The 23,555-nt window shown below is 60.3% G+C and carries 17 protein-coding genes and 1 riboswitch; of the genes, 15 read left to right on the top strand and 2 right to left on the bottom strand.

Translation table 11 applies throughout. The features are described from left to right. Positions 1-271: 271 nt before the first annotated feature. The 7 genes from acs (at position 272) to argR (ending at position 8,179) form a co-directional block, all read left to right on the top strand. Complete coding sequence (acs, locus tag GQ39_RS18350; RefSeq protein WP_047532381.1) at positions 272-2,227, top strand: acetate--CoA ligase; 1,956 nt, start codon at positions 272-274, stop codon at positions 2,225-2,227. 700 nt (positions 2,228-2,927) lie between these two features. Continuing rightward, on the top strand, positions 2,928-3,704 hold the full coding sequence (locus GQ39_RS18345) for an ABC transporter substrate-binding protein (RefSeq protein WP_047532380.1): 777 nt from the start codon (positions 2,928-2,930) through the stop codon (positions 3,702-3,704). A 92-nt stretch (positions 3,705-3,796) separates the two neighbouring features. Next, positions 3,797-4,486, top strand: a complete 690-nt coding sequence (locus GQ39_RS18340; protein ID WP_047532379.1) for an ABC transporter permease — start codon at positions 3,797-3,799, stop codon at positions 4,484-4,486. Next, on the top strand, positions 4,483-5,181 hold the full coding sequence (locus GQ39_RS18335; protein ID WP_047532378.1) for an ABC transporter permease: 699 nt from the start codon (positions 4,483-4,485) through the stop codon (positions 5,179-5,181). Before GQ39_RS18340 ends, GQ39_RS18335 begins: the two co-directional genes overlap by 4 nt. A 1-nt stretch (position 5,182) precedes the next feature. Then, positions 5,183-6,295 (top strand): M14 family metallopeptidase, encoded by a 1,113-nt coding sequence (locus tag GQ39_RS18330; RefSeq protein ID WP_047532377.1) that lies wholly within the window; start codon positions 5,183-5,185, stop codon positions 6,293-6,295. A 27-nt stretch (positions 6,296-6,322) separates the two neighbouring features. Then, entirely contained in the window at positions 6,323-7,087 is a 765-nt protein-coding gene (locus tag GQ39_RS18325) for an ABC transporter ATP-binding protein (protein ID WP_007971015.1), read from the top strand. A 111-nt stretch (positions 7,088-7,198) separates the two neighbouring features. Then, positions 7,199-8,179 carry a transcriptional regulator ArgR gene (gene argR, locus GQ39_RS18320; RefSeq protein ID WP_047532376.1) on the top strand — a complete coding sequence of 327 codons (981 nt, stop codon included), beginning with the start codon at positions 7,199-7,201 and terminating at the stop codon, positions 8,177-8,179. 16 nt (positions 8,180-8,195) lie between these two features. Here argR and GQ39_RS18315 read toward each other — a convergent pair whose 3' ends face one another. Next, positions 8,196-13,220, bottom strand: a complete 5,025-nt coding sequence (locus GQ39_RS18315; protein WP_047532375.1) for a leucine-rich repeat domain-containing protein — start codon at positions 13,218-13,220, stop codon at positions 8,196-8,198. A gap of 313 nt (positions 13,221-13,533) precedes the next feature. On the opposite strand from GQ39_RS18315, the gene GQ39_RS18310 reads away from it, so the two are divergent. The 7 genes from GQ39_RS18310 (at position 13,534) to astE (ending at position 21,423) form a co-directional block, all read left to right on the top strand. Next, positions 13,534-14,754 carry an aspartate aminotransferase family protein gene (locus GQ39_RS18310; RefSeq protein ID WP_047532374.1) on the top strand — a complete coding sequence of 407 codons (1,221 nt, stop codon included), beginning with the start codon at positions 13,534-13,536 and terminating at the stop codon, positions 14,752-14,754. 228 nt (positions 14,755-14,982) lie between these two features. After that, on the top strand, positions 14,983-16,002 hold the full coding sequence (gene aruF / locus GQ39_RS18305) for an arginine/ornithine succinyltransferase subunit alpha (protein WP_025112905.1): 1,020 nt from the start codon (positions 14,983-14,985) through the stop codon (positions 16,000-16,002). Between the two features lie 73 nt (positions 16,003-16,075). Continuing rightward, positions 16,076-17,101, top strand: a complete 1,026-nt coding sequence (gene astA / locus GQ39_RS18300; RefSeq protein ID WP_047532373.1) for an arginine N-succinyltransferase — start codon at positions 16,076-16,078, stop codon at positions 17,099-17,101. Continuing rightward, on the top strand, positions 17,098-18,567 hold the full coding sequence (astD, locus tag GQ39_RS18295) for a succinylglutamate-semialdehyde dehydrogenase (protein WP_177329357.1): 1,470 nt from the start codon (positions 17,098-17,100) through the stop codon (positions 18,565-18,567). The genes astA and astD overlap by 4 nt, the downstream gene beginning before the upstream one ends. A 137-nt stretch (positions 18,568-18,704) precedes the next feature. Next, on the top strand, positions 18,705-20,051 hold the full coding sequence (astB, locus tag GQ39_RS18290) for an N-succinylarginine dihydrolase (RefSeq protein ID WP_047532371.1): 1,347 nt from the start codon (positions 18,705-18,707) through the stop codon (positions 20,049-20,051). Positions 20,052-20,112: 61 nt separating this feature from the next. After that, positions 20,113-20,400, top strand: coding sequence for a hypothetical protein (locus tag GQ39_RS18285; RefSeq protein WP_047532370.1), 288 nt, complete (start codon positions 20,113-20,115; stop codon positions 20,398-20,400). 12 nt (positions 20,401-20,412) lie between these two features. After that, complete coding sequence (astE, locus tag GQ39_RS18280; protein ID WP_047532369.1) at positions 20,413-21,423, top strand: succinylglutamate desuccinylase; 1,011 nt, start codon at positions 20,413-20,415, stop codon at positions 21,421-21,423. Between the two features lie 120 nt (positions 21,424-21,543). On the opposite strand, the gene GQ39_RS18275 is transcribed toward astE, so the two are convergent. After that, on the bottom strand, positions 21,544-22,053 hold the full coding sequence (locus GQ39_RS18275) for a 6,7-dimethyl-8-ribityllumazine synthase (protein WP_047532368.1): 510 nt from the start codon (positions 22,051-22,053) through the stop codon (positions 21,544-21,546). 103 nt (positions 22,054-22,156) lie between these two features. Next, positions 22,157-22,327: riboswitch (FMN riboswitch) on the bottom strand. 196 nt (positions 22,328-22,523) lie between these two features. On the opposite strand from GQ39_RS18275, the gene ltaE reads away from it, so the two are divergent. Then, entirely contained in the window at positions 22,524-23,528 is a 1,005-nt protein-coding gene (gene ltaE / locus GQ39_RS18270; RefSeq protein WP_047532367.1) for a low-specificity L-threonine aldolase, read from the top strand. Positions 23,529-23,555 lie beyond the last annotated feature (27 nt).

The raw sequence follows: 23,555 nt of genomic DNA, 5'->3' as shown, positions 1-23,555 counted from the left end.
GTAACAATCCCATGTATGGGCGAACTTGCTCGCGGCAAATCGTGGGGCGCTCCGGGGTGTCAGGTTTGGCGCGTTATTGTTCAGCAGCATCGCAAGCAAGCTCGCTCCTACAAGGGGCGGCGTGATACCGGAACATTCGTTCCAGCCTTGTTTTGCGCTTACCGGGGCATTTTGTATGGGCTTGTTACTACCATCGTCGAATGGTTCTATAGGGCCGGCCCGGCTACAACGGGGTCATACAAAAACAACTATATTCCCCGAGGTAAGAAAGATGAGTGCGGCTTCCCTGTATCCCGTTCGTCCCGAGGTTCTGGCCAACACGCTGACCGACGAGGCGACCTACAAGGCCATGTACCAGCAGTCAGTCGTCAACCCGGACGGCTTCTGGCGCGAGCAAGCCAAGCGTCTCGACTGGATCAAGCCTTTCACCACGGTAAAACAGACGTCCTTCGACGATCACCACGTCGACATCAAGTGGTTCGCCGACGGCACCCTGAACGTCTCCTACAACTGCCTCGACCGTCATCTGGCCGAGCGCGGCGATCAAGTCGCAATCATCTGGGAAGGCGATGACCCGGCCGAAAGCCGCAACATCACCTACCGCGAACTGCACGAGCAAGTGTGCAAATTCGCCAACGCCCTGCGCGGCCAGGATGTACACCGCGGCGACGTGGTGACGATCTATATGCCGATGATCCCCGAGGCCGTGGTCGCCATGCTGGCCTGTGCCCGGATCGGCGCGATTCACTCGGTGGTGTTCGGTGGATTCTCGCCGGAAGCCCTGGCGGGCCGCATCATCGACTGCAAGTCGAAGGTGGTGATCACTGCCGACGAAGGCATTCGTGCCGGCAAGAAGATCCCGCTCAAGGCCAACGTCGACGACGCCTTGACCAACCCGGAAACCAGCAGCATCCAGAAAGTCATCGTGTGCCAGCGCACCGGCGGTGACATCAAGTGGAACCAGCATCGCGACATCTGGTACGAAGATTTGATGAAAGTGGCGGGCACCGTGTGCGCGCCGAAAGAAATGGGCGCCGAAGAAGCGCTGTTCATCCTCTACACCTCCGGCTCCACCGGCAAGCCGAAGGGCGTGCAGCACACCACCGGCGGCTACCTGTTGTACGCGGCCATGACCCACGAGCGCGTATTCGACTACCGCCCGGGTGAGGTCTACTGGTGCACCGCCGACGTCGGTTGGGTCACTGGTCACTCCTATATTGTCTACGGCCCGCTGGCCAACGGTGCGACCACGCTGCTGTTCGAAGGCGTGCCGAACTACCCGGACATCACCCGGGTGGCGAAGATCGTCGACAAGCACAAGGTCAACATCCTCTACACCGCACCAACCGCCATTCGCGCCATGATGGCTTCGGGCACCGCAGCCGTCGAAGGTGCTGACGGCAGCAGCCTGCGCCTGCTCGGTTCGGTGGGCGAGCCGATCAACCCGGAAGCCTGGGAGTGGTACTACAAGAATGTCGGCAAGTCCCGTTGCCCCATCGTCGACACCTGGTGGCAGACCGAAACCGGCGGCAACATGATGAGCCCGCTGCCGGGCGCGCATGCCCTCAAGCCGGGTTCGGCGGCACGTCCGTTCTTCGGCGTGGTACCAGCGCTGGTGGACAACCTGGGCAACATCATCGAAGGCGAGGCCGAGGGCAACCTGGTGATTCTCGATTCGTGGCCAGGCCAGGCACGCACGCTGTACGGCGACCACGACCGTTTCGTCGACACCTACTTCAAGACCTTCCGTGGCATGTACTTCACCGGTGACGGCGCCCGCCGTGACGCCGACGGTTACTACTGGATCACCGGTCGCGTCGACGACGTGCTCAACGTGTCCGGCCACCGCATGGGCACCGCCGAGATCGAAAGCGCGATGGTCGCTCACCCGAAAGTCGCCGAAGCGGCGGTGGTCGGTGTGCCGCATGACATCAAGGGGCAGGGCATTTATGTCTACGTCACCCTGAAAAACGGCGAGGAGCCGAACGAGCAACTGCGCCTGGAACTGAAAAACTGGGTGCGCAAGGAGATCGGCCCAATCGCTTCGCCGGACGTCATCCAGTGGGCGCCAGGCCTGCCGAAAACCCGTTCGGGCAAGATCATGCGCCGGATTCTGCGCAAGATCGCGACCGGCGAATACGATGGCTTGGGGGATATCTCCACACTGGCCGATCCGGGCGTGGTGCAGCATTTGATTGATACGCACAAGACCATGAATGTTGCGTAAGTAGCGTTCGGCGTCATTCAAAGCCCCGCCAGGTGTTGAGCCTGGTGGGGTTTTTTAATGTCGGGTGATTGTGTGGTGGCTGTGCGGGCCTCTTCGCGGGCAAGCCCGCTCCCACAGGTATCGGTCGTGTGGCGTAAATCGCAGTCACTCCATTGATTCTTGTGGGAGCGAGCTTGCTCGCGAAGGCGGCCTGTCGGTCGCCATCTATGCAACAGCCAATAATTATCGGTTTCCCCTGTAGGCTGTTTCCCGCTGTTACCCCTGATCCTTCAAGTTACTAAATGTGTAACCGCCCGCGCCGATACGGGGCATAGGGAAACGCCAAGCCCCGGATGAGGGCACTCAGAACGCCCCTCAAAAATAAGAACCCACGCTGCGCTTGCCGGATTTGAAGGGTTTGCTAATAATAGGCCCGCAATTTGCAATGTATATCGGTTCACTGTCTTTTGCTCTTGCATGATTTTGCGGGGCTGTCAACGTGCCAAACCGGCTTTCTCAGTGCTTCTGTAACTAGTTGTCGCATTGAAGAAATATCGGCTTCGGGCCTGTCGTTAGAATGCCGATCACTCGCTCGTCGTTGCTCGTGTTGAAATTTCGCACGTGCACTGTAGGACGCAGCAAAACTATCCGGTTCCACTCATTCGCATATTGGGCTGTCGCTCACTCTGCCGTTTTAGCCCTTTACCGATGGAGTCCCAAGATGAAGAAACTCGTGCTGCTTGGCGCCCTGGCACTGTCCGTGCTGTCCCTGCCAACCTTCGCCGATGAAAAGCCTCTGAAAATTGGTATCGAAGCGGCTTACCCTCCGTTCGCTTCCAAGGCCCCGGACGGCAGCATCGTTGGTTTCGACTACGACATCGGCAACGCCCTGTGCGAAGAGATGAAGGTCAAGTGCGTGTGGGTCGAGCAAGAGTTCGACGGTCTGATCCCGGCACTCAAAGTGCGCAAGATCGACGCGATTCTGTCGTCCATGTCGATCACTGAAGATCGCAAGAAGTCCGTGGACTTCACCAACAAGTACTACAACACCCCGGCCCGCCTGGTCATGAAGGAAGGCACTCAGGTCAGCGAAGGCCTGACCGAGCTCAAGGGCAAGAACATCGGCGTGCAACGTGGTTCGATCCACGAGCGTTTCGCCCGCGAAGTTCTGGCTCCGCTGGGTGCCGAGATCAAGCCTTACGGTTCGCAGAACGAAATTTACCTCGACGTGGCCGCCGGCCGCCTCGACGGCACCGTGGCAGACGCTACCCTGTTGAATGACGGTTTCCTGAAGACCGACGCCGGTAAAGGTTTCGCGTTCGTCGGCCCTGCGTTCACTGACGTCAAATACTTCGGCGACGGCGTAGGCATCGCGGTTCGCAAGGGCGACAAGGCTGAGCTGGACAAGCTCAACGCCGCCATCGCCGCCATTCGTGAGAACGGCAAGTACAAGCAAATCCAGGACAAGTACTTCGATTTCGACATTTACGGCAAGTAAGTACGTCGCAACGAAAAGTCCGAAATGGCGCAAGCAACAGGATCTCTGAGGTTTGCGCCATTTTTTCATCCCAACTTTCGAGGACCTGAATCATGTTGAAAGGCTACGGGGCTGTCATCCTCGATGGCGCTTGGCTGACGCTTCAGCTCGCCTTGTCGTCCATGGCGCTGGCCATCGTTCTGGGCCTGATCGGCGTGGCGCTGCGCCTTTCGCCGGTGCGCTGGCTGGCCTGGCTGGGCGACCTGTATTCCACTGTGATCCGCGGCATTCCTGATCTGGTGTTGATCCTGCTGATTTTCTACGGGGGTCAGGACCTGCTGAACCGCGTCGCACCGCTGCTCGGCTTTGACGAGTACATCGACCTGAATCCGTTGGCCGCCGGTATCGGCACCCTGGGCTTCATCTTCGGTGCGTACCTGTCGGAGACCTTCCGTGGCGCGTTCATGGCGATCCCCAAAGGTCAGGCCGAAGCCGGCATGGCGTATGGCATGAGCAGTTTCCAGGTGTTCTTCCGCGTGCTGGTGCCGCAGATGATTCGCCTGGCGATTCCGGGCTTCACCAACAACTGGCTGGTACTGACCAAGGCGACCGCACTGATTTCGGTGGTGGGCCTGCAAGACATGATGTTCAAGGCCAAGCAGGCGGCAGACGCCACCCGTGAGCCTTTCACCTTCTTCCTCGCAGTGGCGGCGATGTACCTGGTGATCACCAGTGTCTCGTTGCTGGCACTGCGTCACCTTGAGAAGCGCTACTCGGTAGGCGTAAGGGCGGCTGATCTATGATCTTCGACTACAACGTCATTTGGGAGGCCTTGCCGCTGTACTTCGGCGGCCTGGTGACCACCCTCAAACTGCTCGCGCTGTCACTGTTCTTCGGCCTGTTGTGTGCATTGCCGCTGGGCTTGATGCGCGTCTCGAAAAACGCTGTCGTCAACATGACGGCCTGGCTCTACACCTACGTGATCCGCGGCACGCCGATGCTGGTGCAGTTGTTCCTGATCTACTACGGTCTGGCGCAGTTTGAAGCCGTACGGGAAAGCTTCCTCTGGCCTTGGCTGTCGAGTGCGACCTTCTGTGCGTGCCTGGCGTTCGCCATCAACACCAGTGCGTACACCGCCGAAATCATCGCCGGCAGCCTGCGCGCCACGCCGAACGGTGAGATCGAGGCGGCCAAGGCCATGGGCATGTCGCGCTTCAAGATGTACAAGCGCATCCTGTTGCCATCGGCCCTGCGCCGGGCCCTGCCGCAGTACAGTAACGAAGTGATCATGATGCTGCAGACCACCAGTCTGGCGTCCATCGTGACCCTGATCGACATCACCGGTGCGGCGCGCACGGTCAACGCCCAGTTCTACTTGCCGTTCGAGGCGTACATCACCGCTGGCGTGTTCTACCTGTGCCTGACCTTCATCCTGGTGAAGCTGTTCAAACTGGCCGAGCGCCGCTGGCTGGGCTATCTGGCCCCGCGGAAGCACTGATATGGAACGCATTGATCATTCATTGCCGTGGAGCCATCTGGGCAGCGAACGCCGGATTTCGGTGTTCCGCTTCGGCACCGGCGAGCGCAAGGCTTACATTCAGGCCAGCCTGCACGCCGATGAACTGCCGGGTATGCGCACGGCCTGGGCACTGAAAAAGCGCTTGGCCGAACTGGAAGCCCAAGGCTTGTTGAACGGCGTGATCGAGCTGGTGCCGGTGGCCAATCCACTGGGCCTCGGTCAACTGCTGCAAGGCAATCACCAAGGACGTTTCGAGGCGGGCAGCGGCAAGAACTTCAACCGCGACTTCGTCGAGCTCAGCGCGCCAGTGGCCGCGGGACTCGCCGGGCACCTGGGCGATGACCCGCACGCCAATATCCGTTTGATTCGCCAGGCCATGAGCGATGCGCTCGCCGCATTGCCACCGGCCAGCAGCCAGTTGCAGGGCATGCAGCGCATTTTGCTCAGCCATGCCTGCACCGCCGATGTGGTGCTGGATCTGCATTGCGACGCCGAAGCCGCGCTGCACATGTATGCCTTGCCGCAGCATTGGCCGCAGTGGCGTTCACTGGCCGCGCACCTGAATGTGAAAGTCGGTCTGCTGGCGGAAGATTCCGGCGGCAGTTCCTTTGACGAGGCCTGTTCGCTGCCGTGGTTGCGCTTGTCGCGCCTGTTCCCGGATGCGCAGATTCCGTTGGCCTGCCTGGCGACTACCGTAGAACTGGGTGGTCAGGCCGATACCGGTCGCGCCGAGTCCGAGGCTCACGCCGAAGGCATTCTGGCGTTCCTCGCCGAGCAGGGATTGATCAGCGGTGAGTGGCCGAAACCTGCGCAGGACGCGTGCGAAGGCATGCCCTTCGAAGGCACTGAATTGCTGTTTGCGCCGCACCCCGGTGTGGTGAGTTTCCTGCGCAAGCCCGGTGAATGGGTGGACGCCGGAGACGAGATTTTTGAAGTGATCGATCCGCTGGCGGATCGGGTCAGCACGGTGTGTGCTGGTACGTCCGGGGTGCTGTTTGCCATTGAGCGGCTGCGTTACGCCCAACCCGGTTTCTGGCTGGCCAAGGTGGCGGGGCGCGAAGCGCTGCGTCACGGGCGCTTGCTCAACGACTGACTGACTGTTTTTGTGAGAACCGACCGCATGTACAAACTTGAAGTCCAAGACCTGCATAAACGCTATGGCAGTCACGAAGTGCTCAAGGGCGTGTCCCTGAAAGCGGCGGCGGGTGATGTGATCAGCATCATCGGCTCCAGTGGCTCCGGCAAAAGTACTTTCCTGCGTTGCATCAACCTGCTGGAGCAGCCGCACGCGGGCAAGATTCTACTCAACAACGAAGAACTGAAACTGGTGGCGAACAAGGACGGCGCACTCAAGGCTGCCGACCCGAAACAGCTGCAACGCATGCGTTCGCGTCTGTCGATGGTGTTCCAGCATTTCAACCTGTGGTCGCACATGACTGCGCTGGAAAACATCATGGAAGCGCCGGTGCATGTACTGGGCGTGTCCAAGGCCGAAGCGCGGGAAAAAGCCGAGCACTATTTGAACAAAGTGGGTGTGGCTCACCGTAAGGATGCTTACCCGGGTCATATGTCCGGCGGCGAACAGCAGCGCGTGGCGATTGCCCGTGCGTTGGCGATGGAACCGGAAGTGATGCTGTTCGACGAACCGACCTCGGCCCTCGACCCGGAGTTGGTCGGCGACGTGCTGAAGGTGATGCAGGCCCTGGCCCAGGAAGGCCGGACCATGGTGGTGGTGACTCATGAAATGGGCTTCGCCCGTGAAGTGTCGAACCAGTTGGTGTTCCTGCACAAAGGTGTCGTCGAAGAAAGTGGCAACCCGCGCGAAGTGCTGGTGAATCCGCAGTCCGAACGTCTGCAGCAATTCCTGTCGGGTAGCCTGAAGTAATCGCTCCCGTTACGCACCAAATTAGGTCATGCTGCGCAGCGCGCCAGATGGTCTAATTTGGTTGCAGCCGCTTTTGGCTTTTAACACTGTTTTCGTTTCGGATTGCCCGCCATGACTGCCCATCGAATTGGTTTCCTTGTTTGGCCCAGCACTAAAGCACTGACGCTTGCGCTGGCTGAGGAGGCCTTGCGTGTTGCCCAGCGTGTGCATCCGGAGGTGGTTTACGAATTGTCGTTCCTGCAGGCCGAGCCACCGGCCGAAGGTGCCTGGCAATTGCCCGGCGAGGCGTGGACCGGCAAGCTCGAAAACTTTCAGAAACTGTTCCTGCTGGCAGATGAGCCACCCACCAGCCTTGCCCCGGCGCTCAGCAGTGCGCTGAAGCAACTGGTGCGTGCCGGTTGCGTAATCGGCGGTCTGTCGGCCGGTGTCTACCCGTTGGCGCAACTCGGTTTGCTCGATGGCTATCGCGCGGCCGTGCATTGGCGCTGGCAGGACGATTTCGCTGAACGCTTCCCGAAAGTCATCGCGACCAGCCATCTGTTCGACTGGGATCGTGATCGCCTGACGGCGTGCGGTGGGCTGTCGGTACTCGACTTGCTGCTGGCGGTGCTGGCCCGCGATCACGGCGCCGAGCTGGCCGGTGCGGTCTCTGAAGAACTGGTGGTCGAACGTATCCGCGAGGGGGGGGAGCGCCAGCGCATTCCGTTGCAAAACCGTCTCGGCTCCAGCCATCCAAAGCTCACCCAGGCGGTGTTGCTGATGGAAGCCAACATCGAAGAGCCGTTGACCACCGACGAAATCGCCCAGCACGTGTGCGTGTCCCGTCGGCAGTTGGAGCGGATTTTCAAGCAATACCTCAACCGTGTGCCGAGCCAGTATTACCTGGAATTGCGCCTGAACAAGGCCCGGCAGATGTTGATGCAAACCAGCAAGTCGATCATTCAGATCGGTTTGTCCTGTGGCTTTTCCTCGGGGCCGCATTTCTCCAGCGCCTACCGCAACTTCTTCGGCGCCACGCCGCGGGAAGATCGCAACCAGCGGCGCAGCAGCAGCCCATTCGAGTTGTCCTCGGTGCCGTCGGAGCGCGGTTGATCCGCGCCTGACAGGGCTATTCGTCCGGGTCTGATCCTCCGGAAGACGACACCTCCAGCTCAGCTCGCTGGATCACTTCCTCGACCCCGAAGTCGACGTTGGTCAACTTGAAATACTCAATCAGGATTTTCAAACTGGCTTCGTTAAACGGATTGTCGCGCAGGTTGATGGGTTCGGCATCCTCCATTGGCATCTCGAGAATATCGGTGGGTATCCGGGTGATCTGGTTACCGCTCAGATCGGCTGTGTCCAGACGCTTGAGTTGCAGCAGACCGGCGGGCAGTTCGGTGAGCTGGCAGTTGTCCAGTTGCAGGGTGGCCAGCTCGGTCAGCTGAGTGACATCCGGTGCGAGCTCCAACGGGTTGTTACTCAAGTCCAGAAAGTCCAGTTGGGTCATCTCGGAAAGGTTCAGGACGCTCTGTGCAGTCAGGGTGATGTGGCAGTCCGGGAGGTTCAACGACGTCAGTTCCCCCATGCGGAAAATCGCCTCCGGGATATCGCCCAGGTGAAAGTCGCGGATGCTGAGGGTCTTGAGTTTCGGGAAGCGTTCCAGGAACCGGCTAACGTCCATGGGCAGGCCGCTTTCACTATTGAGATAAACCATCGTGACATGGCTGAAGTCTGCACTCAGTGCCGGCAAGTCACCGGTGATGTGAGTGTCCAGGCTCAAGTCGTAGCTGGGCTGCAGCAAGTCGCTCATGTCTTCGGCCCCGGTCTCCCGACGCCAGCATCGCAGCACGAACTGTTTGAATTCGTCTCGGGCCCAATGCTCGTTCAGCAGTTGCTGCGCGTTGAAAGGTTGTTGGGTGACGGGATGGAGAGCGGGAATGTCGGCGGTCCAGGCAGCCAGCTCGGTTTCCAGGGTGGCAAGTTCGGCTTCCAGGCGACTCAGTTCGGCTCGCCCCTCGCCCAGTGTTCCAGGCAGCGAATTCACGAATTTGCTCGCTTCTTCCTGGTCCATCATCGGATAAAGCGCTTGCGCACGTCGCAGGTCCGACGCCTCGGCATAGATACCGAAGTCCTGGCGTGTGGCCAGGTAGTGTTGCTTGAGGCGTTCGCGGGTGGCGGACGACAGTGGGTTGTTGCCCAGGTCGAATCCTTCCTGACTGTCGGGTGGCAGTGAGAAAAGGGCTGGTGGCAATTCTTCGATCCGGTTGTCATTGAGCAGTGCTGTGCTCAGGCGCGGGCGGGTCAGTAAGTCCTTGGGCAGCTCGGAAATGCCGGTGTGTGAGAGGTCGATGTAATTCAGTTTGGGCATGCCGCCGACGTCCGGTACCAGGCCCAGCGGATTGTTATACATGTCCAGTATGGTCATTTGATCCTGTGCGGCGAGCGTGGCGTGGGCCTCGGGGCTGAGGCTGATCGCGCAATCGCTGAGAATCAGTTCATCAAGTTGTAGCTGCGCGACAACATCCGGAAGGTGACCCAGGTTGAAGTAACGCAGTTTCAGGGCGCGCAATCCGGTAAAACTGCGCAGAAACGCCTGCGTACCCCGCGCGGCGCCACAACCATCCATTGTCAGCGTTTGGACACGGCTGAAGTCGGCGCTCAGGGCTGGCAGCTCGCCAATTATCGGCTGGAAGAAGTTGAAATCGGTCGTGGCGAAGCCAGTCTGCGTGGGTACCCATTGACGCCGCCAGCACTCCATCAGTTCGCTCATGAAATGCCTTCGAGCTTGCATCTGGGTGGAGAGCTGTTCAGGTGTGAGCCTGGTTTGGGTATCAGGCAGGTACTGCGGGATGTCGTTGCACCAGGGAGACAGGGTGTCGTAGAGCCCCGTATGTTCAACCATGAGTCGATTCAGTTCTGCCCGTGGCCCTGCCGGGTGTTGTTGCAGGCGCTCAACAAACGCATCGAGTTCCTCGGCCGACAGTTGCGGGAACAACGACTGGACGCGGGCTTGCAGGGTAGGCGTACGGGTGGGAAGGAGCCGATAACCATCGCCGCCGCCCAACAGTCGCATGACCTTCGGGTCGTAGGCAGGCTTGAGATTAACCTGCCGGCCCAGCAGCGTGCGCAAGGCCTCGCGGCTCAGTGGGTGTTGGCGAATCAACTGTTTGAGCCGGGCCTCGTCGCCAATCTGGACGTTCAGCGCCGTGCGCTCGCTGTCGGGCAATGCCTGCAGCAGGCTGTTAAAAAACGTGGTCGAACCGCTGAGTTCTTCTCCATCCTGATCAAACGGCTGATAGGCGCCATCCTCGCCGAGCACCAGTATTTTGCGCAGGCTGGCGTCAGTGCTGCCAAGGCTGTCGATCAGGCGCCCGTCGGGGCTGTAGTGGCGCATTTCCAGGCGCAGTTGTCCGCTCCAGCCAGGCAGGTTTTCCAGTGAATGCAGAGCCAGGCAATCGGTGTCGATGTTGTCCTTGGTCGACGGCAACTCAAGGCCTTCGTAGGCGCGAGTCACCCGTACCTGCAACCTGGCCTCCTGGCTCAGTTCCGCCAGCCTGGGGGAAACCTTGCCGCTCTTGAGTTGTGCCAGCTCCAGGTCGTTGGCCGTTGCTGCAATCGCGTCTGCGATGGTGGTCGGTAACCCGGGTTCGGCATCGATGAGGATTTGAGTCGTGGACTGAGCGCCCTGTTCGAGTGTGCGGTAACGCTGTTCGAACAGACTCTGTCGCTTGCGTTGGGCGAGTTGGGCCAGCTTCTGGCGCAGGCTGCGCGTACGACTTTCGAGGCGAGGGGAGGGCAGGCCGAACTCTTCGCCCATCAAGGTTCTCGCTTCTTCGTCCGACAGGGCTAGCAGGAAAGTTTTGAGCAGATCGCCGTCGTTGAGTTGCGTGACATCGATGTGCAGGCGCGGCACATCCGGCGCGGGACTTTGCCAAAGTGTGCGCGCCTCGCCATCCGTCAGTTGCAGCCCTTTGGTTTTCGGCCAGTAACCGTTGGCGTTGAGCAATTCGAGCTGGGTGACGGGGTCTGCCTTCAGGTACAGGTCCGGCCGGTCGCTGCCGATTTGCTCGATGAAGGTTTGTATGTCCTGGTCGATCGTGAAGCGCTTGAGCGTGTCGGCCAGAACCGGCGGCAGCGGTCCCGCATCGGTGTGCATCTTGCGCAGGACGTTTTCGTGGGTGCCGCTGATGGTTAGCATGCCTTCGCGTTCGCGCTCGGAAAAGCGCTGCATATCCGGCCCGATACGTCGAAGCAAGGTGGTCTGGTCCCAGCTCAGAGGTTGGTCGACCTCGGTTTGCCAGGTGCCGGCCCTGTTGTGTTTGAGCGTGGGTTTGTAGGCCTCGGGTCGGGTCGGATGGTCGATGCGATGTTCACCCGTCAGCGGATTTTCGCTGACGGCGTAGCGTTTGTTCTCCAGGGGTAACAGGGTTTTGTCCTGATGACGGTGCAACCCGAGCGTATCCGGTTTTGATTCGTCGGGAAGCACTGCGGGATGTTCGTATGCGGTGAGGTCGGGTTGCCAGTAGCGGGTTTCGCCGTTCGGTCGTTTCACCGAGTTGAAGCGGTCGAAGAACTGCACGATTTCCTTGGGCAGAGCCGCGCGTAATTCTCCCGCCGCGATCACGCCACCGGCGGCAAAAGTGCCCAGCTGGACAGCGGACTCAACGACGCCCATCAAATGCCCAAAAGCCTCGCGACCTTGGCCCTCGGCCCAGTCGATCACGCTTTCGAAGGTTTCGTCGAGCAACTGGTAAGCCATATAAGCGAGCATCAGTTCGCCAAGAAACGGTACGAACGGCAAGGCAATGAAGGCGGCGACATTCAACAGTGCTGAAGCGATTTCGGTGAAGGAGTCCCATAGTGCCCAGCGGGCTCTCTGGTCGACCGTTGCCGTGGATACCGCGATGACCCGGGCATCGTTGAGAATCTTGTTGAGCTTCGACTGATACTGGTGAGTCCACAGGTCGCCCTTGATCGGCGTTGAGGCGATGCGCAAATCGACCCGCTGGTTGGGTTGCTCGCGCCAGGTCGGGCGCGGATCACCCGACTGAACCGGTTGCCAGGTAATGGGGGCCAGTTGGCTGTTCAATTGGGCGAAGAAGTGGCCGCGATCCTCGTGGTCGATGAAGCGGCTGAAGAATTGTTGATAGGCGGGCGCGCGCAGGCGTTTGCTCAGTTCTTCGGCAAAGGCGGCGGACGATGAGTATTCCTTGATCGGATGTTCGGGGTCATCAGGGATATAGGCCACGACCCTGGCCACTTCGCGTGCACTTTCAAGGTCCGGGGCAAATAACAGAACACCGGTCAGGCGCGCGTTCATGATGGTCAACTTATGACAGCCCCATGGCTGGCCGCGCAAACGCAGATAAGGCAGGTCGTCCAGCAGGCCAAGAATCAGTTGGTGGACATCACTGCCCAGCCGTTTTTGCATCTGCGCCATATGCAGTGCGGCGATCAGCGCGGTTTTCTGGCTGTCATGGATTTTCGGTTGCAGCAGTGCCGCCGCCACCGGGTTGCTGATCCCCAGGTTGTCCTCCAGATACTCTTTATAGCGCTGGCCGATATCCAGCTCCCGGCACAGGCGGGTGAACGCCGTGATGGGCATTTTTTCCGCAATCTGCGGCAAGGTCTCGAATCGCCCATCGGCCGAGGGCGTCGTGATGTAAGTCGAGGCGGGTTCGAAGGCGTCAGTTTCGGTTTCGGCGCTTTCGAAGTTGTGCAGCGCCGCGTCCAGCAGCGACACCGTCCAGATGCGTGCAGCCCCGGATTTCAACCGTAGCCAGGGTAGGTGGGTGGGGATGTAAAGGCGCAGGAAGGTTTTGCGGACGTTTGGTTCCAGACCGAACTGGCTCTTGAGCGCCGTTTCCAGCAGTGGTCGGGCGAAGTCGCCGGGGCTTTGCAGATTGGCCATCATCTGATCGACCCGATTCTGGCTGGTCACATGACGGGCGATGAGTTTGCCCAGTTCTGCGTGCCGATGTGGCGGGGCGTCCTTGAGACTGGTCGGCAATCCCGGGGTGATATTGCTCAGTGCTTCACGCCGTTGGGGCGTTGCCTGGCGCAGCCAGGACGGGATGACGTTAATCAGGTGCTGAAAGTGGACGTCCGGCTTTAAGGCATCGGTCGCCAGGAGGGTAACTTGGGTAGTCATGGGGTCTAGAGCGCCATCGAAGTTTGATAAGGCCCTTAGGAAACCGCGCGAAGGCGGACGACGTGCGGTACATATTTACCTCACTCACCCAATCGCTATCGGTTACAACGGAGCAAGCCTGCCGCAAACGCTCGCCGCCAGTTAAACTGCGCCTTTGCGACCCTATATGTCGCATTGCCGTAAACCCGGGGAAATCCGGGGTTTGCGCTATAAGAAGTTGTCGCTTGGCGGCAAGGCCGGGCTGAAAACTGTCCTTACAATCCCCCCCATCGCTCGCCAGTTTCAGGCGAGTGTTCGTCTTCAGGAGACTCCGATGTCCGTTGAGCACGCTGCGGTACAACGCGCCGATTTCGACCAGGTAATGGTTCCCAACTACGCGCCTGCCGCTTTCATTCCAGTGCGTGGCGCCGGTTCCCGCGTATGGGACCAGTCCGGCCGCGAGTTGATCGACTTCGCCGGCGGGATTGCGGTAAACGTATTGGGCCATGCGCATCCGGCGCTGGTCGGTGCGTTGACCGAGCAAGCCAACAAGCTGTGGCATGTGTCCAACGTGTTCACCAATGAGCCGGCCTTGCGCCTGGCCCATAAACTGATCGATGCCACTTTTGCCGAGCGCGTGTTCTTCTGCAACTCCGGTGCTGAAGCCAACGAGGCTGCCTTCAAGCTGGCCCGTCGCGTCGCGTTCGATCGCTTTGGCAGCGAAAAATACGAAATCATTGCCGCGCTGAACAGCTTCCACGGTCGTACCCTGTTCACCGTGAACGTGGGTGGCCAGTCGAAGTACTCCGACGGCTTCGGTCCAAAAATCACCGGTATCACTCACGTCCCTTACAACGATCTGGCTGCTCTGAAAGCCGCCGTTTCCGACAAGACCTGTGCCGTGGTGCTGGAGCCGATCCAGGGTGAGGGCGGCGTACTGCCGGCCGAACTGGCCTACCTGCAAGGCGCCCGCGAGCTGTGCACCGAGCACAACGCGCTGCTGGTGTTCGACGAAGTGCAAACCGGCATGGGCCGCAGCGGCAAGCTGTTCGCCTACCAACACTACGGCGTGACCCCGGACATCCTGACCAGCGCCAAGAGCCTGGGCGGCGGTTTCCCGATCGCGGCGATGTTGACCACCGAAGACCTGGCCAAACACCTGGTCGTCGGCACCCACGGCACCACCTACGGCGGCAACCCGCTGGCGTGCGCAGTCGCGGAAGCCGTGATCGACGTGATCAACACCCCTGAAGTGCTGAACGGCGTCAACGCCAAGCACGACAAGTTCAAGGCCCGCCTGGAGCAAATCGGCGAGAAGTACGGCCTGTTTACCCAGGTGCGTGGCCTGGGGCTGTTGATCGGTTGTGTACTGAGCGATGCCTGGAAAGGCAAGGCCAAGGACATCTTCAACGCTGCTGAAAAAGAAGGCCTGATGATTCTGCAAGCCGGTCCGGACGTGATTCGCTTCGCCCCGAGCCTGGTGGTTGAAGACGCTGATATCGATGCCGGCCTGGACCGCTTCGAACGCGCCGCAGCCAAGCTGACACAAGCCTGATAGACCTTTCGACGCCTGACATTTCAGGCGTCGATCCAAATTTTTGTTTCGGGCTGGATCAAAAGTGTGGGAGCTAGCCTGCTAGCGATGAGGGCCTGATAGCCAGCATCATTGTTGCCTGACAGGACGATATCGCTAGCAGGCTAGCTCCCACAGTTGACTCTGAGTTGTTTCAGGGATGGCCCGGGATTTTTTCTTTTGTAAGTTCTGAGATTAAGGAGTGACACCATGCTGGTGATGCGCCCCGCGCAAATGGCTGATCTGGGCGAGGTACAGCGTCTGGCTGCGGACAGCCCTATTGGTGTCACTTCCCTGCCGGATGACGTTGAACGCCTGAGCGACAAGATCGCGGCAAGCGAAGCCTCATTCGCCGCCGAAGTCAGCTTCAACGGTGAAGAGAGCTATTTCTTCGTCCTCGAAGACACCGCGACCGGCAAACTGGTCGGTTGCTCGGCGATCGTCGCGTCGGCCGGCTATTCCGAGCCGTTCTACAGTTTCCGTAATGAAACCTTCGTGCACGCTTCCCGCGAGCTGAAGATTCATAACAAGATTCACGTGCTTTCTCAGTGCCACGACCTGACCGGCAACAGCTTGCTGACCAGTTTCTACGTACAGCGCGAGCTGGTGGGTTCGCCTTGGGCGGAGCTCAATTCCCGTGGTCGCCTGCTGTTCGTGGCCAGCCATCCGGAGCGCTTTGCCGATTCGGTGGTGACCGAGATCGTCGGTTACAGCGATGAAAATGGTGATTCGCCGTTCTGGGACGCCATCGGTCGCAACTTCTTCGACCTCAACTACGCCGAAGCCGAGCGTCTGTGTGGCCTCAAGAGCCGGACGTTCCTCGCCGAGCTGATGCCGCATTACCCGATCTATGTGCCGTTGCTGCCGGATTCGGCGCAAGAAGCGATGGGGCAGGTGCACCCGCGGGCGCAGATCACGTTCGACATCCTGATGCGCGAAGGCTTCGAGACCGATCACTACATCGATATTTTCGACGGCGGCCCGACCTTGCACGCCCGTGTCTCGGGGATCCGTTCGATTGCCCAGAGCCGTGTGGTGCCGGTGAAAATCGGTGAGCCGGTCAAAGGCGCCGGTCGTCAGTACCTGGTGGCCAACGCCCAGTTGCAGGATTACCGCGCGGTATTGCTCGAGCTTGATTACGCGCCGGGCAAACCCGTCACCCTGGATCTGGAAGCAGCCGAAGCCCTGGGCGTCGGTGAAGGTGCCAGCGTGCGCCTGGTGGCGGTTTAACGCCTGCTTCAAAGAATGCTTAGAAAGCAGCGAGTTTCGCGGGTGGCGCAAGCGACCCGATTGAGGAGATAGCATGATCGTTCGTCCCGTACGCAGCAGCGATTTACCCGCTCTGATCGACCTGGCCCGCAGCACCGGCACCGGCCTGACTACCTTGCCAGCCAACGAAGAGCGCCTGGCCCATCGGGTCGGCTGGGCCGAGAAGACTTTCCGTGGCGAAGCCGGGCGGGGCGATGCGGACTACCTGTTCGTACTCGAAGACGACGACGGTCGCGTGGTGGGCATTTCCGCCATCGCCGGTGCCGTAGGCCTGCGTGAGCCTTGGTACAACTTCCGCGTGGGGCTGACGGTCAGTGCCTCGCAGGAGCTGAAAATCTATCGCGAAATCCCGACGCTGTTCCTGGCCAACGACCTGACCGGTAACTCGGAACTGTGCTCGTTGTTCCTGCACGCCGACTACCGCAGTGGCCTCAATGGCCGCATGCTGTCCAAGGCGCGGATGCTGTTCATCGCCGAATTCCCGCACCTGTTCGGCAACAAGATCATCGCCGAGATGCGCGGCGTGTCCGACGAAGCCGGGCGTTCGCCATTCTGGGAAAGCCTGGGCCGGCACTTCTTCAAAATGGAATTCAGCCAGGCCGACTACCTGACCGGCGTTGGTAACAAGGCGTTCATCGCCGAGCTGATGCCAAAATTCCCGTTGTACACCTGCTTCCTCTCTCCAGAGGCGCGCAACGTGATCGGTCAGGTTCATCCGGACACCGAGCCGGCGCTGTCGATGCTCAAGAGCGAAGGTTTCAGCTATCAAGGCTACGTCGACATCTTCGACGCCGGCCCGGCCATCGAGTGCGAAACCGGCAAGATCCGTGCGGTGCGCGACAGCCAGGCCCTGGTACTGGCCATCGGCACGCCGGGTGACGACGCCACGCCATTCATTATTCACAACCGCAAGCGCGAAGACTGCCGGATCACTGCCGCACCCGCACGCTTCGCCGCCGGTACGCTGGTGGTCGATCCGCTGACTGCCAAACGTCTTCAACTCAACGCCGGCGATCAAGTGCGCGCCGTTCCGTTGTCCGCTGCTCGGGAGTCGAAATAATGAAGTCGCTTTACATCGCAGGTGAATGGCTGGCCGGTCAGGGCGAAGCCTTCGAGTCGCTGAACCCGGTGACCCAACAGGTGGTTTGGTCCGGCGAAGGCGCCACCGCTGCTCAAGTTGAATCGGCCGTACAAGCGGCGCGCCAGGCGTTCCCGGGCTGGGCCCGCCGCACGCTGGAAGAACGTATCTCGGTGCTGGAGGCTTTCGCCGCCGCATTGAAGAACAACGCTGACGAACTGGCCCGCACCATCGGTGAAGAAACCGGCAAACCCCTGTGGGAAGCGGCGACCGAAGTCACCAGCATGGTCAACAAGATTGCGATCTCGGTGCAGAGTTACCGCGAACGTACCGGCGAGAAGAGCGGCCCGCTGGGCGACGCCACCGCCGTTCTGCGTCACAAGCCACATGGCGTGGTGGCCGTGTTCGGTCCCTACAACTTCCCTGGCCACTTGCCAAACGGTCACATCGTGCCGGCGCTGCTGGCCGGTAACACGGTGCTGTTCAAGCCGAGCGAGCTGACGCCGAAAGTCGCCGAGCTGACGGTCAAGTGCTGGATCGAAGCCGGCTTGCCAGCCGGCGTGTTGAACCTGCTGCAAGGCGCTCGCGAAACCGGTATAGCCCTGGCGGCGAACCCTGGCATCGACGGTCTGTTCTTCACCGGTTCCAGCCGTACCGGCAATCATCTGCACCAGCAGTTCGCCGGTCGTCCGGACAAGATCCTGGCGCTGGAAATGGGTGGCAACAACCCGCTGGTGGTCGATCAGGTCGCCGACCTCGATGCCGCTGTGTACACCATCATCCAGTCGGCATTCATTTCTGCCGGTCAGCGTTGCACCTGCGCGCGCCGCCTGCTGGTGCCGCAAGGCGCCTGGGGCGACACCCTGCTGGCGCGTCTGGTGGCGGTCAGCTCGACGCTTTCAGTCGGGGCCTTCGATCAGCAGCCGGCGCCGTTCATGGGCTCGGTGATTTCCCTGGGCGCCGCTAAAGCGCTGATGGGCGCCCAGGCGCATTTGCTGGCCAACGGCGCCGTGTCGTTGCTGGAGATGACTCAGCCTCAGGCGCAATCCGCATTGCTGACCCCTGGCATTCTGGATGTGACCGCCGTGGCGGATCGTCCGGACGAAGAGTTGTTCGGCCCGCTGCTGCAAGTGATCCGCTACGCTGATTTTGAATCGGCGATTGCTGAGGCCAACGACACGGCCTACGGCCTGGCTGCGGGTCTGTTGTCGGATTCCGAAGCGCGTTACCAGCAATTCTGGCTGGAGAGCCGTGCCGGTATCGTCAACTGGAACAAGCAGTTGACCGGTGCTGCCAGCAGCGCGCCATTCGGCGGCGTCGGCGCCTCGGGCAACCACCGCGCCAGCGCCTACTACGCGGCGGATTACTGCGCGTATCCGGTGGCCTCGCTGGAAACCCCGAGCCTGGCCTTGCCGTCGGCCCTGACCCCCGGCGTGAAAATGGCCTGACGCCCATTCGCGAGCAAGCTCGCTCCCACAGGGAAATGCACTCCAATGTGTGAGCGAGCTTGCTCGCGAAGGCCGCGCCCCGGTCTTACTGAATTGTTATCTGATGCCTATAAAAACAGATTCGTGGAGCCTCGCTGATGAAATCCTATGAAGTCAATTTTGACGGTCTAGTGGGGCCTACCCATAACTACGGTGGCCTGTCCTACGGCAACGTGGCGTCCCAGAGCAACAGTCAGCAGTCTTCGAACCCGAAGGAAGCCGCGCTGCAAGGCCTGGCAAAAATGAAAGCGCTGATGGAAATGGGCTTTCAGCAAGGCGTGCTGGCGCCACAAGAGCGCCCGGACGTGGCGGCACTGCGTCGCCTGGGCTTCAGTGGCACCGACGCTCAAGTCATTGAGCGCGCCGCCAAAGACGCCATGCCCCTGCTGGTCGCCAGTTGCTCGGCTTCGAGCATGTGGGTGGCCAACGCCGCTACCGTCAGCCCAAGTGCCGACACGGCGGATGGCCGCGTGCATTTCACCGCCGCCAACCTGAATTGCAAATATCACCGCAGCATCGAACACCCGACCACCAGCCGCGTGCTGGGGGCGATGTTCGCCGACCAGAAGCACTTCGCGCACCACGCGGCCCTGCCGGCCGTGGCGCAGTTCGGTGACGAAGGCGCTGCCAACCACACCCGTTTCTGCCGTGAGTACGGTGAAGCCGGCGTTGAATTCTTCGTCTTCGGTCGCAGCGCGTTCGATACCCGCTACCCGGCACCGCAGAAGTACCCGGCGCGCCAGACCCTCGAAGCGTCACAGGCCGTGGCCCGGTTGCACGGCCTGAGCGATGACGGCGTGGTCTACGGCCAGCAGAACCCGTCGGTGATCGATCAGGGCGTATTCCACAATGACGTGATCGCCGTGGGTAATGGCGAAGTGCTGTTCTATCACGAGGACGCATTCCTCGAGACCGAGCAGATGCTGGCCGAGTTGCAGAGCAAGCTCGCCAGGGTCGGCGGGGCATTTCAGTCGATCTGCGTACCGCGTTCGGCTGTAACCGTTGAGGACGCGGTTCGCTCCTACTTGTTCAATAGCCAGCTGCTGTCCCGTCCGGACGGTTCCATGCTGTTGATCGTGCCGGAAGAGTGCCGTGGCAATGAGCGTGTCTGGCAATACCTGCAGGGTTTGACCAGCTCCGGCGGCCTGATCCGCGAAGTCAAAGTCTTCGATCTCAAGCAGAGCATGCAGAACGGCGGTGGCCCGGCTTGCCTGCGTTTGCGCGTCGCTCTCAACGAAACCGAGCTGGCGGCGGTCAATCCAGGGGTTATCATGACGGCACCGTTGTATGGCACGTTGACCGAATGGGTCGACAAGCACTACCGCGACCGCATGACCGAAAACGATCTGGCGGACCCGCAATTGTTGCTTGAGTGCCGGACGGCACTGGATGAACTGACACAAATCCTTAAACTGGGCTCGGTTTATCCATTCCAGATCAATTGATCGACGGCGCGCGCTCGGGCACGACAGCGCGCCGCTTCATCTCCAATGAGAGCGTAATTACATGAGCGACAAACTGCAGCTGATCCTTGAAGACACTGACGGCACGCAACTGGAAACCTCCTGCACCCGCGTCGCGGTCATGTGGCAAGGCAAGGAGCTGTGGATCCAGCACGATGGCCGTGGTCAGTTGCTGATTGGCGTGGACGTCGAAGAAGGTGACGCCGAATACGCCAACCTGCTGCTGCGCCCATTGGCGACTAATCTGGTAAGTCTGCAACTGGAAATGGAACCGGCTGAAGTCGGCGACGAAGACCACGTTCACGGCCCGGATTGCAATCACGATCACTAAGGAAACCGCTCTATGCTCGCCCTCGGCAAACTGCTTGAACTGACCCTCGCCGGCCGTGAACCGGCGGAGAAGACTCAACTGACTGTCGAAGGCGTGCGCATGCGCTGGTTGAGCGAAGGTGCGCTGGAAGTCCGGCCACCTGAAGCTCGCGACAATGGCCTGGACCTGCTGCTGTCGGCGGGTATCCACGGTAACGAAACAGCGCCGATCGAACTGCTCGATCGCCTGTTGCATGACATCGCCCGCGGTGATCTGAAACCGCGTGCACGTATTCTGTTCCTGTTCGGCAACCCCGAGGCGATTCGCAAAGGCGAGCGTTTCGTCGAACAGGACGTCAATCGGCTGTTCAACGGCCGTCACGAACAAAGCAGCGGCTCCGAAGCGTTGCGCGCTTGTGAGCTGGAGCGACTGGCGGCGAGCTTTTTCAGCCTGCCGGACCGCGACCGCCTGCACTATGACCTGCACACCGCCATTCGCGGCTCGAAAATCGAGCAGTTCGCGTTGTATCCGTGGAAGGAAGGTCGTCAGCATTCACGCCAGGAGCTGGCCCGCCTGCGCGCCGCTGGCATGGAGGCGGTGCTGTTGCAGAACAAGCCGTCCATCGTTTTCAGTTCCTACACCTACGACAAGCTCGGTGCCGAGTCCTTCACGCTGGAGTTGGGCAAGGCGCGGCCATTCGGGCAGAACGACGGGGTGAACGTGTCCAGGCTGGAAACACGCCTCAAACAGATTATCGAAGGCTCCGAGCCGGCGCTGAATGAAGTGGCGCTGGATGGCTTGAAGCTGTTCAGCGTTGCGCGGGAAATCATCAAGCACAGCGACAACTTCCGCCTGAACTTGCCAGCGGACATCGAAAACTTTTCGGAGCTGGAAGTGGGTTATCTGCTGGCCGAAGACATCGCCCAGACCCGTTGGATCATCGAGGAGGAAGGCGCCCGGATCATCTTCCCGAACCCCAAGGTGAAGAATGGCCTGCGTGCCGGCATCCTGATCGTGCCGACCACCGACGAAAATCTGGCCTGACCGGATAACCCCTGTAGGAGCGAGCCTGCTCGCGATGGACTTGAGAACGCAGCGGGGTATCAGATACACAGCGTTTTCGTTGAAGACCATCGCGAGCAGGCTCGCTCCTACGGTCCTGTGTTAAACAGCGACTGCGCGCGGTTCAGTACGACGTAGCGCACGGATCTTGTGCAGCGTATCCGCGCACGTCTTCGCCGCTTCCTGGCCTTTATGCACGAAATGCTCGAAGAAGAACTTCTGGTGTTCTTCACCGGCATGGAAGTGGTGCGGGGTCAGGGACACCGAGAACACCGGCACTTCGGTTTCCAGCTGAACCTGCATCAGACCACTGACCACTGACTGGGCGACGAACTCGTGACGGTAGATGCCGCCGTCCACCACGAGGGCGGCCGCTACGATGCCGGCATACCGGCCGGTCTTGGCCAGCAGCTTGGCGTGCAGGGGCATTTCAAAGGCGCCGCCGACTTCGAAGAAGTCGATGTCGGATTCCTGATAACCCTGGGCAATCATTTCGCTGACGAAGCCTTTACGGCTCTGGTCAACAATATCCTTGTGCCAGCAGGCCTGGATGAACGCAACGCGTTCGCCGTGATGGTTTTTGCTTTTGCTGTCGATTGCGGTGGGTTGCATGTTCTGACTCCTGTTTGTGTGAAAAACAGGGCGTTATGAATCGAATGGGATTTAAGGGTACGCACGCTCACACGAGTGCCTGCGGACGGCCCTTTGGCGCCAATCCCGTTCTCTCTTCATCCGGACTATGACCGTCGGCCCCGGGATCACACCGGGTCTGCTGACCTTGCCGCCAGTCACCGCCGAAGCCGTACTGTCGCCAAGCGCTCGCGGGCTATGCGCGTTGCGCGCAATTACCGCCGGTGGGGAGTTGCACCCCGCCCTGAGAACGTTTTGCCGCCAGATTTTCTGGCGGCGCAGCGTTTTTAACACATATTTCCTACGTACGCATCGATGCTTTCAGATCAATTCCATCGAATTTTTCACTGGGTTACCCCGACTTTTCCTTCATCAAGGGTTGAATATTCATCGGCATGACCGTAGTAATTCTTTTCTGAAAGGGATTTCCCCTGTTTACCGAGGCCAGATTCATGAGTGTTATCGATCTTCGCAGCGACACCGTCACCCAACCCACGGCCGGCATGCTCGATGCGATGACCAGCGCCGCCACCGGCGACGACGTTTTTGGGGAGGATCCGACGGTCAATCGACTGGAAGCCGAATTGGCCCGGCGCCTGGGTTTTGCGGCGGCGCTGTTCGTACCGACCGGCACGATGAGTAATTTGCTGGGGCTGATGGCTCACTGCGAACGCGGTGACGAGTACATCGTCGGTCAGCAAGCGCACACCTATAAATACGAAGGTGGCGGCGCGGCAGTGCTCGGTTCAATCCAGCCGCAGCCACTGGAAGTGCAAGCAGATGGTTCGTTGGACTTGGCGCAGGTCGCTGCCGCGATCAAGCCGGATGACTTCCACTTCGCCCGGACCCGATTGCTGGCGCTGGAAAACACTATGCAGGGCAAGGTCTTGCCGCTGGAGTATCTGGCAAAGGCGCGCCGTTTTACCCGTGAGCATGGTCTGCAACTGCACCTGGACGGCGCGCGGCTGTACAACGCAGCGGTCAAGCTCGGGATCGACGCCTGGGAAATCACCCAGCATTTCGACTCTGTCTCGGTTTGTCTGTCCAAAGGCCTGGGCGCGCCGGTGGGTTCGGTGTTGTGCGGCTCGGTCGAATTGATCGGCAAGGCTCGGCGCCTGCGCAAGATGGTCGGCGGCGGCATGCGGCAGGCCGGGATTCTGGCGGCGGCAGGCCTGTATGCGCTGGACAACAACGTTCAGCGGCTGGCTGATGACCACGCCAATGCACAATTGCTGGCCGAGGGCCTGCGCGCGGCAGGTTTTGAGGTCGAGCCGGTGCAGACCAATATGGTCTACGTGCAGATGGGCGACCAGGCCGAAGCGCTCAAGGCGTTCGCGGACGCGCGCGGGATCAAGTTGAGCGCGGCCGCACGCCTGCGAATGGTCACGCACATGGATGTCAGTGCGGCGCAAATCGAGCAGGTCGTCGCGACATTCGTCGACTTTTCGCGCAAGTGATAGCGTTAGCGTTCCAATTGACTGTTT

Origin of the sequence: Pseudomonas sp. 11/12A (assembly GCF_000800055.1) — a bacterium.
In the GTDB taxonomy this organism is placed as follows: Bacteria; Pseudomonadota; Gammaproteobacteria; order Pseudomonadales; family Pseudomonadaceae; genus Aquipseudomonas; species Aquipseudomonas mohnii.
The sequence above is the reverse complement of the archived record's forward strand: the minus strand, read 5'-3'. Positions and strand labels throughout refer to the sequence as shown.

Bases quoted from the DNA above. Each gene is read 5' to 3' on its own strand.
- argR (WP_047532376.1), top strand. From the start codon at position 7,199: ATGACTGCCCATCGAATTGGTTTCCTTGTTTGGCCCAGCACTAAAGCA.
- astE (WP_047532369.1), top strand. From the start codon at position 20,413: ATGCTCGCCCTCGGCAAACTGCTTGAACTGACCCTCGCCGGCCGTGAA.
- GQ39_RS18330 (WP_047532377.1), top strand. From the start codon at position 5,183: ATGGAACGCATTGATCATTCATTGCCGTGGAGCCATCTGGGCAGCGAA.
- GQ39_RS18285 (WP_047532370.1), top strand. From the start codon at position 20,113: ATGAGCGACAAACTGCAGCTGATCCTTGAAGACACTGACGGCACGCAA.
- GQ39_RS18335 (WP_047532378.1), top strand. From the start codon at position 4,483: ATGATCTTCGACTACAACGTCATTTGGGAGGCCTTGCCGCTGTACTTC.
- astB (WP_047532371.1), top strand. From the start codon at position 18,705: ATGAAATCCTATGAAGTCAATTTTGACGGTCTAGTGGGGCCTACCCAT.
- acs (WP_047532381.1), top strand. From the start codon at position 272: ATGAGTGCGGCTTCCCTGTATCCCGTTCGTCCCGAGGTTCTGGCCAAC.
- GQ39_RS18325 (WP_007971015.1), top strand. From the start codon at position 6,323: ATGTACAAACTTGAAGTCCAAGACCTGCATAAACGCTATGGCAGTCAC.
- GQ39_RS18275 (WP_047532368.1), bottom strand. From the start codon at position 22,053: ATGCAACCCACCGCAATCGACAGCAAAAGCAAAAACCATCACGGCGAA.
- GQ39_RS18315 (WP_047532375.1), bottom strand. From the start codon at position 13,220: ATGACTACCCAAGTTACCCTCCTGGCGACCGATGCCTTAAAGCCGGAC.
- GQ39_RS18310 (WP_047532374.1), top strand. From the start codon at position 13,534: ATGTCCGTTGAGCACGCTGCGGTACAACGCGCCGATTTCGACCAGGTA.
- ltaE (WP_047532367.1), top strand. From the start codon at position 22,524: ATGAGTGTTATCGATCTTCGCAGCGACACCGTCACCCAACCCACGGCC.
- GQ39_RS18345 (WP_047532380.1), top strand. From the start codon at position 2,928: ATGAAGAAACTCGTGCTGCTTGGCGCCCTGGCACTGTCCGTGCTGTCC.
- aruF (WP_025112905.1), top strand. From the start codon at position 14,983: ATGCTGGTGATGCGCCCCGCGCAAATGGCTGATCTGGGCGAGGTACAG.
- astA (WP_047532373.1), top strand. From the start codon at position 16,076: ATGATCGTTCGTCCCGTACGCAGCAGCGATTTACCCGCTCTGATCGAC.
- GQ39_RS18340 (WP_047532379.1), top strand. From the start codon at position 3,797: ATGTTGAAAGGCTACGGGGCTGTCATCCTCGATGGCGCTTGGCTGACG.